Origin of the sequence: Streptomyces sp. NPDC052043 (assembly GCF_044548235.1) — a bacterium.
Lineage (GTDB): Bacteria > Actinomycetota > Actinomycetes > Streptomycetales > Streptomycetaceae > Streptomyces.
This window is the reverse complement of record NZ_JBIUBT010000002.1, coordinates 739865-753554: the sequence shown is the minus strand read 5'-3', so window position 1 is coordinate 753554 and position 13690 is coordinate 739865. Positions and strand designations below refer to the sequence as shown.

Here is a 13690-nt window from a genome sequence, read left to right as displayed (position 1 = left end):
ACCCGCTGCTGCGACGGACCGTTCGGCGCCGTCAACCCGTTCGACGCACCATCCTGATTGACCGCACTCCCCCGAATCACCGCCAACACCCGATGACCATTGCGCCGCGCATCCGACAACCGCTCCAGAAGCAGCATGCCCGCGCCCTCGGCCCACACCGTGCCGTCCGCGCCCGCCGCGAACGCCTTGCAGCGGCCGTCCGCTGCCAGGCCGCGCTGACGGCTGAACTCCACGAACATGCCCGGGGTGGCCATCACCGTCACCCCGCCGGCGAGGGCGAGGGCGCACTCGCCGCGCCGCAGCGCCTGGGCGGCCAGGTGGATGGCGACGAGGGACGAGGAGCACGCCGTGTCCACCGTCAGCGCCGGACCCTCCAGACCGAGGATGTAGGCAATGCGGCCGGACATCACGCTGGCGGTGCTGCCGGTCAGCAGGTAGCCGCCCGTTTCCTCGTCCGCCTCGTGCAGACGGGGGCCGTAGTCCAGGGCAGTGCCGCCGACGAACACACCGGTGCGGGTGCCACGCAGCTGCTCGGGGACGATGCCGGCGCGTTCGAGCGACTCCCATGCGGTTTCCAGCAACAGCCGCTGCTGGGGTTCCATGGCCGTGGCCTCACGGGGCGAGATGCCGAAGAACGCGGCGTCGAAGTGGCCGGCCTCGGCCAGGAAGCCGCCCTCGCTGCTGTAGGTGGCACCGGGGTGCTCGGCGTCCGGGGCGTGGAGGGCGTCCAGGTCCCAGCCGCGGTCGGTGGGAAAGGAGCCGATGGCGTCCCGGCCGTCGGCGACCAGCCGCCACAGGTCTTCGGGGCCGTGCACGTCGCCGGGGAGGCGGCAGCCGATTCCGACGATGACCACGGGATCGTCCACCGTGGCGGCCGTGGCCGGTTCGGCGCCGTGCGGATCGGCAGGGTCATCGCGGTCCGACAGGCGCTGGGCCAGTTCGGCGGGCGTGGGGTGGTTGAACAGCAGCCCGGGCTCCAGGGCAAGGCCGGTGGCCTCGCTGAGCCGGTCCCGCAACTCGACGGCGAGGAGCGAGTCGAAGCCGAGGTCCCGGAACGACCGGGAGGGGTCGACGGAGGCGGCCGTGCCGTGGCCGAGAACGATGGCGGCGGCGGAGCGTACAAGATCGAGCATGGCGCGCTCCTGATCCGCCGCTCCGGTCCGGCGCCCTGCCGGCGCCTCGGAAGCGGAGTCGGCATGATCCTGCCCGGCAGCCGGATCGACCCGCCTCGGCTCCGGGGTGACCACCGGCGTCACCTGCGCGCCCTGGGCCTGCTGTCCGAGCGGATGCGTCCCGTCGTCGTACCAGTGCCGTCGGCGTTGGAACGCGTAGCCCGGCAGGGGGATGCGCCGGGCTCCCCCGCCCTCGAACAGGCTCTCCCAGTCCGGCGCGTGGCCGTGGACGTGGAGTCCGGCGACGGCGGTGAGCAGGGCGTCCGGTTCGGATGCCGACGACCGGCGCATGGTCGGCAGCAGGACGGCCCGTCGGCCGCGCAGGCACTCGCGGCCCATGGCGGTGAGGACACCGTCGGGGCCGATCTCCAGGAAGGCGGTGGTGCCGGCCTCGAGAAGGGTGGCCATGCCCGCCTCGAAGCGGACCGCGGACCGCACATGCCGTACCCAGTAGTCGGGCGAGCACAGTTGCTCCGGGGTCGCGGGCAGGCCGGTGACGTCGGAGACGACGGGGATCAACGGCGGGGCATAGGTCAGTCCGGCTGCGACGGCGCGGAACTCCTCCAGCATGGCGTCCATGTGCGGGGAGTGGAACGCGTGGCTGACCCGCAGCCGTCGGGTCCGGCGGCCGAGTGCGGCCACGGCTGCGGCGATCTCGTCGACCGCGGTCTCCTCGCCCGATACGACGACGGCGCGCGGGCCGTTGACGGCCGCGATGTCGGCCTGTCCGGCCCGGCCCTCCAGCAGCGGCAGGACCTCCTCCTCGGAGGCTTCCAGCGCGGCCATGGCCCCACCGGGCAGCGCCTCCATCAGCCGTCCGCGGGCGGTCACCAGGATCGCCGCGTCCGTGAGGTCCAGGACCCCGGAGACGTGGGCGGCGGCCAGTTCGCCGACGGAGTGGCCGAACAGGTGGCCGGGGGTGACGCCCCAGGCCTCCAGCTGGCGGAACAGCGCCACCTCCACCGCGAACAGGGCGGGCTGGGTGTAGCCGGTGCGGTCCAGCAGGACGGCCTCGGGGGTGCCGTGGGCCGCGAAAAGCACCTCTTGGAGGGGACGTTCCAGGTGCCGGTCGAGTTCGACGCAGACCCGGTCGAGTGCTTCGGCGAAGGCGGGATGGGTGCGGTACAAATCGGCTCCCACGCCTGCCCGTTGGCTGCCCTGTCCGGAGAAGAGGAAGGCGAGGCCGCCGGTTTGCGCGGTGGTTCCGGTCACGACGCCGGGGGCCGCCTCGCCCCGGGCGAGGGCAGCGAGGCCGCCGAGCAGCCGGCCGGGCTCGGAGCCGACCACGGCGGCCCGGTGCTCGAACTGGGTGCGGGTGGTGGCCAAGGAGTACCCGACGTTGGCGGGGTCGGGGGCCGCGCCATCGGCGGTCAGCCGGGCGTGCAGCCTGGCCGCCTGCTCCCGCAGCGCCTCGGTCCCTCGCCCGGCCAACGGCCACACCACCGGCCGTCCGTCGGCGGCCGCCCGCTCCGTCTCGGGCACGTCACTCCGCCGCACCGCCTTCGTCCGCGCGGGCGGCTCCGACACCACGACATGGCAGTTGGTGCCGCCCATGCCGAAGGAGCTGACGCCGGCGATCAGGGGCGCGTCCGGGCGGGGCCAGTCGCTCAGTTCGCGCTGGACGGTGAGGCCGAGGTCGGTGAGCGGGATGCGCGGGTTCGGGGTGCGGAAGTGGAGACTGGGGGGCAGTCGGCGGTGCCGGATGCTCAGGAGTGTCTTCAGCAGGCCGACGATGCCCGCGGCGCCTTCCAAGTGGCCCACGTTGGTCTTGGCCGAGCCGACCGCCAGCAAAGTCGCGCGGTCCCGGCCCAGGGCCGCGCCCAGGGCGGCCGCCTCGATCGGATCGCCGATTTTGGTGCCGGTGCCGTGCAGTTCGACGTACTGGACCTGCTCGGGGCGGATTCCGGCCCGCTCGTGGGCCGCCTCCACGACGCGCTGCTGGGCCGCCTGGTCGGGCACGGTCAGTCCGGGAGTGGCGCCGTCGTTGTTCACGGCGCTGCCCAGCAGGACTCCGTGGATCTCGTCGCCGTCGGCGAGGGCCCGGGCCAGCGGCTTGAGCAGGACGAGGCCGCCGCCCTCGCCGCGTACGTAGCCGTCGGCGGCGGCGTCGAAGGTGGCGCAGCGTCCGTTCGGGGAGAGGCCGCCGAAACGGGACGCTTCGACCGTACCGGCCAGCGTGAGGTTGAGGTTGACGCCGCCCGCGATAGCGAGATCGCATTCGGCGCGGCTCAGGCTCTCGCAGGCCAGGTGGACGGCGACCAGGGCTGAGGACTGCGCCGTGTCAACGGCCAGGCTGGGCCCGTGCAGGCCGAGCAGATAGGAGACCCGGTTGGCGAGCACTCCCCGATTCAGACCGGTCGCGGAGTGCGGGGTGACGGCGCCGGTGCCACGGCGCTGGAGCAGCGCGGCGTAGTCGTCGTGCATCGCGCCGATGAAGACGCCGGTGCGGCTCCCCGCCAGGTTGACGGGCAGGACGCCGGCGTCCTCCAGGAGCTCCCAGGCGAGTTCGAGGACCAGGCGCTGCTGCGGGTCGACCGAGGCGGCCTCGCGCGGGGACATACCGAAGAACTCGGCGTCGAACGCGTCGACCTGGTCGAGGAAGCCGCCGCGGGCGGCTCCGGTGACGGCGTCCGGCATGAGGTCCCCGGGCGCGTCGGCCTGCCAACGGCCGGGCGGCGGCGGGCTGATGGCGTCACGGCCGGCCCGCAGCAGGTTCCAGAACGCGGCGGGGTCGGGGGCCTGTGGAAGGCGGCAGCAGAGGCCGACCACCGCAATCGCCTCGTGTTCGGCCGGGCCCACCGGATCCGTCGGGGAACCGTCGGAAAAACTCTTCTTCGCCACGGTGGCTCACTGCTCCCTCTGTGCCGATCGCAGATCGTCGGGTCAGTGTCACCGCCTCTGCCAAAGGCCTTCTTGGCGCACGCTAAAGGCGAGTTCCCTGCGTGGCGAGGTCGCGGCTACGGTCCTTTCGGACAAGCCGCGCCAGGTGGGAGGAGTTTCGTGGAGTTCAGTCTCTTCTATTTCGCGGACTACGGGGGCGCGGCCGACAACCGCTACCGTCTTCTGCTGGACAGCGCGAAATTCGCGGACACCCACGGATTCACCGCAGTGTGGACACCGGAGCGCCATTTCCATGAATTCGGCGGCCAATATCCCAACGCGGCCGTCACCGGCGCGGCACTGGCGGTGGCGACCGAGCGGATAGCCATCCGCGCGGGCAGTGTGGTCGCACCGCTGCACCATCCGGCTCGGATCGCCGAGGAGTGGTCCGTGGTGGACAACCTGTCCCGGGGCCGGGCGGGCGTGTCGCTGGCGTCGGGCTGGCACGCAGTGGACTTCGTCCTGCGGCCGGAGAACTACCGGGACCGAAAGCAGGTCCTGGTGCGCACCGTGGAGACGCTGCGCCGGCTGTGGGCAAAGGAGGAGGTGGCGTTCCCGGACGGCGCGGGCCAGGAGTCGAAGGTGCGGATCTTCCCGCCGCCGGTCCAGCCGGAGCTGCCGTTGTGGTTGACGAGTGCCGGTTCCGCCGAGACGTTCCGTACGGCCGGCCGGCTCGGCACGGGTGTGCTGACACATCTGATCGGCCAGGAGATCCCCGACCTGGAGCGCAACATCGCCGCGTACCGGACGGAACTGGCCGCCGCGCACGGCCCTGGGGCGCGCGGCCATGTGGCGCTGATGCTGCACACCTTGCTTGGCACGGACCGCGAGAAGGTCCGTGAGGAGGTCCGCGAGCCGTTTGGTGACTACCTGCGCAGCTCGATCGGACTGATCATGAAGACGGCCGCGGCGGCACTGCCCGACGGCATCGACCTGGAACGACTGTCACCCCAGGACCGCGAGTTCCTCGTGACGCGTTCGTTCGACCGTTACTTCGACACGGGCGGCCTGTTCGGCACGGTCGAGGACGGCATGGAGACCGTACGGCGGCTGCGCGCGGCGGGAGTCGACGAGGTCGCCTGCCTGATCGACTTCGGGGTGCCCGAGGACCGGGTGCTGGAGGGCATGCACTACCTGGACGCACTCCGCGAGCGGTGTGCCGACGACCATGAGGAGGGCCGTCATGAGCAGCGGTGAACTGACCGGACTGGCCGCCCTGGTGACCGGTGGCTCCTCCGGCATCGGTCTGGCTACCGCCCGCATGCTGGCGGCGCGGGGCGCGAGGGTGGCCTGCCTGGACCTCAACGCACTGGACGCGGACGGGAAGTCGGCCGTTCCGGAGCCGCTGATCGGGGTGTACGGCGACGTCGCGGACGACGCCTCGGTCGACGCGGCCATGGCGGAGGCCGCCGACAGGCTGGGTGGCCTGGACATACTGGTGAACAACGCGGGCATCCTCGGCCGGGGAACCGTGGAGTCGGGTGATCTCGGCGAGTGGAAGCGGGTCTTTGACGTCAACGTGTTCGGCATGGTGCGGGTCGCCCGTGCCGCGCTGCCGTATCTGCGGCGCTCAAAGCACGCGTCCGTCGTCAACATGTGCTCGCTGGGTGCCACCGTCGGACTGTCCAACGCGGCGGTGTACTGCTCCTCGAAGGGGGCGGTGCTCGCCCTGACCACGGCCATGGCCGCCGACCACCTGCACGAGGGCATCAGGGTCAACTGTGTGACCCCGGCGCCGGTCGACACGCCGTGGGTACGACGACTCGTGGACGCCGCGCCGGACCCGGAGGCCGCCTTCGCCGCGGTCAGCGGGCGCCAGCCGAACGGGCGGCTGGTCACACCGGAGGAGGTGGCCGCCGCGATCTGCTATCTCGCCGGCCCGGCCGCGGGTTCGACCACCGGGGTCTCACTCCCCGTCGACGGGGGCAGTCGGGGTGTCCTGCTGAGCATGGATCCGCGCCTGCTACCGGCCCGTTCCCGACTCTGAATCCCCCGGCCGGGGCGGCTTAAGCGAGGCCCAAGCCGCCTGTAAGAGCCCTGACTTAGGGTCTCGATCAACGATGGGCGACCGGAGGAAAGCATGACCGAATACCAGCTCAAGGGCACCGCGGCAGCTCTGGTGGAGCTGTTCGCCGGGAAGATCCACCAGCATGGCATGTACGACTCGGAGGGTTCCACCTTCTACCACTCGTTCACTCTTCGGGACAACGCCGAGGTGGAGGAGCTGCTGAGCGCCGCCGAGGGGCGGCCCGGCCCGGTGCTGGAGCTGTGCTGCGGCTCCGGCCGGCTGACCCTGCCGCTCCTGAAGAACGGCTTCGAGGTGGTCGGGCTCGACAACTCGCCGTCGATGCTGGAGATCCTCGACGAGCGGATGCGGGAGCCGGAGCACCAGGAGTACGCGGACCGGCTGAGCACCGTCGAGGGCGACATGACGGACTTCTCGCTGGACCGCAAGTTCGGCCTGATCGTGCTCGGCGCGACGGCGGTGTGGAACCTCACCCAGGAGCAGCGCGCGGAGCTGTTCCGCTGTGTGCGCGAGCACCTCGCCGAGGACGGCCGCTTCCTGCTGACCGTGCTGGACATTGCCGGGTTCGAGAGCGCGCCCGCCGCCTTCGAGTACACCTCGGTCTTCCCGACGAAGGACGACCGTTCGCCGGTGCTGTGCACCTTCATGGACCGGATAGAGCCGGACGGCCTGCGCTCCACCAGCATCCTCGCCAACCGGGTGGAGAACGGTGAGGTCGTCGACACGGCCATGTACACCGCCTGGACGCATCTGGCTCCGCTCGGCGCCCTGGAGAAGGAACTGGCGGCCGAGGGCCTGAAGCTGGTCGCCCAGCGGGAGCTGGTGAACCGTCACCAGATCACCCGCAGCAGCAGCGCGCGCCGTCGACTGCTCCTCGAGGCCACGCTCTGACCATAAACGCGACCACGGTGCCCGGCGCGGCCCAAGGGCCCGCTCCGGGCACCGGGTTCCCAGCAGGAAGCGAGGCGCCCCAGGTGACCGACCCGCTACCGGCGTCGCGCGAGGCCGATGCCGTCACGTCCGAAGAGTTCCGCCGGGTTCTCGGCAGGTTCGCCACGGGCATCGTCGCCGTCGCGGCCCTGGACACCGTCGGCCGACCCGCCGCGCTGGCGGTGAACTCCTTCGCCTCCGTCTCCCTCCGGCCGCCGTTGGTCTCCTTCTGCGTGGCGGAGACGAGCAGCAGCTGGCCGCGGATCCGGCCGACCGAGCGGATCGGGGTGAGTATCCTCGCCGACCGCCAGCTGCCCGTGTGCGACCGGCTGGCCGCCAGCGGCCCGGACAAGCTGCACGGCACGGAGTGGCACCTCTCCCCCGGCGGAGCGCCGCTCCTGGCGGGCGCGATCGGCTGGCTCGAATGTTCCCTGCGAGACGAGTACTGGGCCGGCGACCATGTGATCGCACTGTGCCACGTTCACCACTTGGCGACCGGCGAGAGCGATGCTCCGTTGCTCTTCCACGGCGGCCGCTACGGCACCTTCCAGCCGGGTCTGCTTTCCGCGCCGCGCTGACCGCGACCGGTCAGGCCCCGGCTGCCTCGTCCGCAAGTGGCCACCGGACACCAGCGCCAGGCGGACACGGCTATTCGGACGGCCCGGGCCGCCCAGTCCACTCGCAGGGGTGAAGCAGGCCCAAGTCGAGGTCAATCGCCCTCCGCACCACGGTTGCTTCGGCAGACTCGGCTCCCGGAGCACATTCCGGAAGCAGACGAACGGAGCCGTGACCACCATGTCCGCCGTGCAGCCCGCCGACCGCTCGCCCCACGAGGTGCTGAAGCGTTACCACCAGGCGATGCTCGCCATGTCCGCCGACGACCTGGCTGACTTGTACGAGATGGATGCGGTGCACGAGCTGCCGTTCCTCTTCCCCGGAATGCCCTCCTGCCTCAAGGGCCGAGAGGAGGTGCGGGCCACTTACCGGGCAGCCTGGGAGCACAGCACGGCACGAACAAGCGCGTTGCGTGACGTGACCGTTCACACCACGGCCGATCCTGAGGTCGTCGTCGCCGAGCAGACCGTCGTCGGCACGGTGACCGGCAGCGGTGAGCCCTTCGCCTTCCCCAACGTGCTGGTGATCCGCGTCCGTGGCGGGCTGATCACCCGGGCACGTGACTACATGGACGCCCTGAGAGTCGCCCATTCGCTCCGGCGGTTGCCCGCTACCACAGCCATTCTTGAGCGCGAGCACAAGACCGTTCACTGAGCGCGACGAAAATCGGCATGCGGACTCACAGACACAGCCCTCGCACAACTCCCCAGCGCCATGCCCCCTACGTGGAACGCCTTCTCCTTGCTGGTGAACGGGACTTCGGCGATCTCGGCGTCGGAGATCCAGCGTTCCTCCTCGGAGTCCCAGACGGCACTGGCGTACTTGATCGGCGTCCAGGCGTCCTCGGGGATGCCCGAATGCGAGCGGCGGCTCGCCCGCTACCACGGCCGCCCTCGACGCCGGAGCCGATTCGCGACCAGGGGCACTACCTCGGCGGCCGCCCGCCCTACGGCTACCGCCTCATCAATGCCGGACCGCACCCCAACCGGGCCCTCGCCCGCCGCGGCGTACGCATACAGCTCCTGGACACCGACCCCGAGTGCGGGCCGATCGTGTCCTGGATCTTCGCCCAGCGCCTGGCCGGGCACAGCATCGCCCGTATCACCCGCGCCCTCAACGACGCCCGCATCCCCTCTCCGTCCGCCACCGACCGGGCCCGCAATCCGCCACACAACGGTCAGCGCTGGGTACTGAACACGGTGCGGGCCATCCTCACCAACCCCCGCTACACCGGCCGACAGGTCTGGAACCGCCAGCGCACCGACCACGACCTGTTCGACTCCCCCAACACCACCCTAGGCCACCGCGAAGCCACCCAGCCCGGCCCCGGTCGGGCTCCCAACGCGTACGTGCGCGAAGACCAGGTTCTGCCGCACCTGCAGGCCTGCACCTCCGCCTCACCAGCCGCCTGGAACCATCCAGGTCGGCGTCCGGGAGAAGCCGAACCGAAGACACCCCAACGACAAAAACCCGCCCCGGCCGGGAGCCGGAAGCGGGCGCCGATGCCCCCTGCCCAAGAACAGGGCGCCGTAGGGGCTCTGTGTCCGAGGGGGGATTCGACCACTAACGAGACGGTCGTGGTCGCGCAAGGACAGCTCCGGCTGCAAGGTCCGCCCGCAGGCCTCCCCCAGCCGCCGAGGAACTGCTCCAACGCGGGAACGAAGTCCCCGGACGCTGCCGCGTCCTTGCACGGTGTCCCCCACACCGGCTGTGGAGTACCCGAACTGGGACCTGCCGGAAGGGCTCGGCGAACTGCAAAACCGTGACCAGAGACAGCACCGCCGGTGCCATCCCCGGGGCGCCACGGACCCCCAAGGCGCCGGTGAACGGCTCGTCGGCGAAGGCCTCCGCCAGACGGTCCCGCACCCGAATCAGGCAGGCTCCCCTTGGGGAAAGCCGCCCGGGCCACCGCCGCGGTCTGCTCAGGGACCTCCGGCAGCCCCTTCGGCTGCAACGACATCCGCACCATCTCCCCTGCGGCCGCACAGCAGGAAAGCGACCACGGGAACGATCACCTCGTCAACATGCCACTCCCCGCGGCGAATTGCGCAGCAGAATCCTGGGCGACGGCAAAGTCGGCATGTTCGTGGATGCCGACGGCGAGAAGTCCGTCGGGGCGATCAAGAACGATGCCCCCTACGTAGACGGCGAGTCGGCCGGCTGGGGCGGCAGCCAGCCCGTCGCCAGGAGCACCCACCGGTCGCCGTCCTGGCCGACAATTGAACAGCCAGTGCGGGTGAAGCGGTCGCGGTGGCCTTCCGCGGGCGTCCGGAGACCCGCCTCTTCGGCGAACAGACCAATCCCCGAAGTCAAGGACGCGGACCGAACCGACCGCACCTGTGCCGCAGCGATCCCACCGGATGAGATCTCGTAGCTGAGCGGGTCGCGGCGATGACCAGGGTACGCGGAGCCGCACGCGTGCCATCCAGCCGCCGGCGCCGTGCCGCCGAGCCGCTCGGCACCCGCGCTCACCTCACCCGGTACGCACTCTGGTCACAGGCGTTCCCTGTGCGCTATACCTTCTGCGCGTGATTAATTGTGCTTGATTCATCGGCGTATCAAGCACGTTCAAGCAAGTGCCCCACACCGATCGACGTGTGCGAAGGGATCGACATGAGCGCTCCATCCCGCAGACGCAAGGCTTTCCGTTCCAGAGGGGCGGTCCTGGCCGCCACAGCTCTGTTCGCCGTCCTGGCGGCCGAGGTCGGACCGGGCGTGCCGGCCGAAGCCGCGACCGCCACCGCCGCCGGGACCCCAACCGTCATCGGGGCGGTCACCGGGTTCTCCCGGTCCGGCGCCGCCTACACCTTCACGGCGGGCGCGGCGAAGGCCAGGGTCAGTTTCGTCTCGGCCGACACCTTCCGCATCGAGGTGGCCCCCGACGGCACGTTCACCGACCCCGTCGGCGGCGATGTCGTGCTGCCGCAGGGCGATCCACCGGCCACCCACTGGACCGACCGCGGTGACCGCTACGAGCTGTCCACGAACAAGGTGACCCTGCGGGTGTACAAGTCGCCACTGCGGTTCGCCCTGTACCGCGCCGACGGCACCCGCCTGTGGGAGGAGACCCGCGGCATCAGCTGGGACGGCACCGCCACCACCCAGACGCTCACACGCGGCGCCGACGAGCAGTTCTACGGCACGGGCGAGCAGAACGGCAGCGGCAACACCTCGCATCGCGGCAAGACGCTCAAGGTGGGCGTCGACTACAACTGGGACGAGGGCGGCCACCCCAACTCGGTGCCGTTCTACCTCTCCTCGGCGGGCTACGGCGTCTACCGCAACACCTACGCCCCCGGCACCTACGCTTTCGCCGACCCGGTCACCGCCACCGAGCAGGAGAACCGCTTCGACGCCTACTACTTCGCCGGCGATTCCTCCAAGGACGTCATCGGCCAGTACACCAAGCTCACCGGGCGCCCCATGCTTCCCCCGATCTACGGCCTGGAGGTCGGCGACTCCGACTGCTATCTGCACAACGCCAACCGCGGCGAGCGGCGCACCCTGGACGCCCTCAAGGTCGCCGACGACTACGTCAAGAACGACATGCCGCTGGGCTGGATGCTCGTCAACGACGGCTACGGTTGCGGCTACGAGAACCTCGCCGAGACGGCCAAGGGCCTCAACGACCGCAAGATGCAGATGGGCCTGTGGACCCAGGACGGCCTGGACAAGCTGGCCGACCAGGTCAAGGCGGGCCAGCGGGTGGCCAAGCTGGACGTTGCCTGGGTGGGCTCCGGCTACAAGTTCGCCCTGGACGGATGCAAGGCCGCCTACCGCGGCATCGAGGACAACAGCGACGCGCGCGGCTTCACCTGGGCCCCGGAGAGCTGGGCCGGCGCCCAGCGCTGCGGTGTGCAGTGGAGCGGTGACCAGTCCGGCACCTGGGACTACATTCGCTGGCAGATACCCACGTACGCCGGCGCCACCATGTCGGGTCTCGCGTACACCAGCGGAGACGTCGACGGCATCTTCGGTGGCAGCGCCAAGACCTACACCCGCGACCTGCAGTGGAAGTCGTTCCTGCCGGCCGTGATGACGATGGACGGCTGGGCCGCCAAGGACAAGCAGCCCTACCAGTACGGGGAGCCGTACACCACCATCAACCGCAAGTACCTCAAGCTGAAGGAATCCCTGCTGCCGTACATGTACACCTACGCGGCGCAGGCCAACCGCACCGGTGTCGGCGCGGTCCGGCCGCTGGCGCTGGAGTACCCCGGTGACCCGAAGGCGGCGAGTGACGCCGCCAAGTACGAGTTCCTCACCGGTGAGGACTTCCTGGTGGCGCCCGTCTACAGCGACACCACCGTCCGGGACGGCATCTACCTGCCCAAGGGCGACTGGATCGACTACTGGTCCGGGCGCACCTACCACGGCCCGACCACGGTCGACGGCTACCAGGCTCCCCTGGACACCCTGCCGCTGTTCGTCAAGGCGGGTGCGTCGATTCCGATGTGGCCCGGCATCAACTCCTACCAGGACCGCACCGCGGACTCCCCGCTCGCCTGGGACGTCTACCCGCAGGGCCGTACCTCCTTCACCCTGTACGAGGACGACGGTGTCACCCGGCAGCACCGGCAGGGCAAGTACGCCGAGCAGCGGGTGACGGTGACCGCCCCGGACAGTGGAGCGGGAGCGGTGCGCATCGCGGTCGGCGCCAACGCCGGTGACTTCGACGGCAAGCAGAAGAGCCGCCCGTACCGGTTCACCGTGCACACCGGCTCCGCCCCGCACCACGTGGCGCTGGACGGCGGTGCGCTGCCCCGGTTCACTTCCAAGGCCGCCTTCGACGCCGCCGGCCAGGGCTGGTGGTACGACGTCTCCGACCGGGGCGGGGTCGTCCAGATCAAGACCCTCAGCATCAGCACCGGCCGGGCTTTCCGGGTCGACGTGGACGGCGCGAGCGCGGTGGGTGGCAAGGTCCCCGGGGCGACGGGCACGGTCTCGGTCGCGCCGCCCGAGGAGATCGGCGCCGGAGTGTCGGAGAAGGTCTCGGTCGGGTTCACCGCGGGTCGCACGGGTGCCGGGGCCACCGAGCTGTCCCTGAGCGCACCCGACGGCTGGACCGTCTCACCGGCGCGGACGCTCGGCCGTCTGAAGCCGGGGGAACGGGCGAGCGCGGAGTTCACCGTGACCGCGCCGGCCGACGCCGGTGTGGGCGAGGCGGTGCTCACCGGCACCGCCCGCTACCAGGCGGCGGGTCAGGACGCGGTCGCCACGCAGCGGGCGGGGGTACGCACCATGCCCGCCCCGCCCAAGGGTGACGCCTGGGCCAGTGATCTGCCCTGGCTGAACGCCACCAACGGCTGGGGACCGCCCGAACGCGACCGCAGCAACGGGGAGTCGGCGGCCGATGACGGCCACCCGCTCACCTTGAACGGCACCACCTACGCCAAGGGCATCGGCGCGCACGCCGACTCCGACATCGAGTTCTGGCTCGGCGGCCAGTGCTCCTCGTTCACCGCCGTCGTTGGCATCGACGACGAGATCGACGGCTACGGCGGCGTGTCCTTCTCCGTCGTCGCCGACGGAAGGACGCTGTGGTCCTCCCCCACCGTCAGCGGCAAGTCCGATCCCGTGCCGGTGAACGTCACACTGGACGGTGCCCGTCACGTCCATCTCGTCGTCACCGACACCGACGGCACGAAGTCGGGCGACCACGGCGACTGGGCGGACGCGAAGTTCCACTGCGCCTGACGCCGCCGCGGCAGCGCCGGGGCCCCGCGTGACGTCGGCCGTCAAGACCGAGCTGTGGTCTCGACGGCCGACGTGTCGTAGGGGTGGGGACGAGTTCGGCCATCTCGACCTGGACAAGGTCGGCGCGGAGAAGCGGTACCGCAGGATCTGACGGGCGTCAATCTCCGGCCGAGGTGGCGGCGACGCAGAACTCGTTGCCACCGGAACTGCCCGGGTTCAACCAGTCGAAGCAACATGCCTGATCAGAGGGGTGTGTTGTGGGACGAAGGGCGCCTTGACTAAGAGTTGAACAAAGACGAGCTGCGCATCGCAGCGGAGGCTCTGGAAGACGCCTCGGACCTTGTGGCCGCGTATGGCCGCAACTGGCCCT

The 13690-nt window shown here is 70.7% G+C and carries 8 protein-coding genes; 7 read left to right on the top strand and 1 reads right to left on the bottom strand.

Annotation, left to right across the window (positions count from 1 at the left end; translation table 11 throughout):
• The coding region (locus tag ACIHCX_RS07975) for a type I polyketide synthase (protein WP_400027684.1) at positions 1-4013 on the bottom strand (4013 nt) is incomplete at its 3' end.
• Between the two features lie 159 nt (positions 4014-4172).
• On the opposite strand from ACIHCX_RS07975, the gene ACIHCX_RS07970 reads away from it, so the two are divergent.
• From ACIHCX_RS07970 to ACIHCX_RS07940, 7 genes are all read left to right on the top strand, one after another.
• A complete protein-coding gene (locus tag ACIHCX_RS07970; protein ID WP_400027683.1) occupies positions 4173-5249 on the top strand; it encodes an LLM class flavin-dependent oxidoreductase in 1077 nt (358 codons plus the stop codon).
• Complete coding sequence (locus tag ACIHCX_RS07965; RefSeq protein ID WP_400027681.1) at positions 5236-6039, top strand: SDR family NAD(P)-dependent oxidoreductase; 804 nt, start codon at positions 5236-5238, stop codon at positions 6037-6039. Before ACIHCX_RS07970 ends, ACIHCX_RS07965 begins: the two co-directional genes overlap by 14 nt.
• A gap of 93 nt (positions 6040-6132) precedes the next feature.
• Positions 6133-6969 carry a daptide-type RiPP biosynthesis methyltransferase gene (gene mpaM / locus ACIHCX_RS07960; protein ID WP_400027680.1) on the top strand — a complete coding sequence of 279 codons (837 nt, stop codon included), beginning with the start codon at positions 6133-6135 and terminating at the stop codon, positions 6967-6969.
• An 83-nt stretch (positions 6970-7052) separates the two neighbouring features.
• Positions 7053-7586, top strand: coding sequence for a flavin reductase family protein (locus tag ACIHCX_RS07955; protein WP_400027679.1), 534 nt, complete (start codon positions 7053-7055; stop codon positions 7584-7586).
• A gap of 217 nt (positions 7587-7803) precedes the next feature.
• The gene (locus ACIHCX_RS07950) at positions 7804-8277 is read left to right on the top strand and encodes a nuclear transport factor 2 family protein (protein WP_400027725.1); all 474 of its coding nucleotides are present in this window, start codon (positions 7804-7806) and stop codon (positions 8275-8277) included.
• 17 nt (positions 8278-8294) lie between these two features.
• Positions 8295-9389, top strand: coding sequence for a recombinase family protein (locus ACIHCX_RS07945; protein ID WP_400027677.1), 1095 nt, complete (start codon positions 8295-8297; stop codon positions 9387-9389).
• Positions 9390-10236: 847 nt separating this feature from the next.
• Positions 10237-13320: an NPCBM/NEW2 domain-containing protein gene (locus tag ACIHCX_RS07940; RefSeq protein WP_400027676.1), complete on the top strand. Its 3084-nt coding sequence runs from the start codon at positions 10237-10239 to the stop codon at positions 13318-13320.
• The last annotated feature ends 370 nt before the right edge of the window (positions 13321-13690 follow it).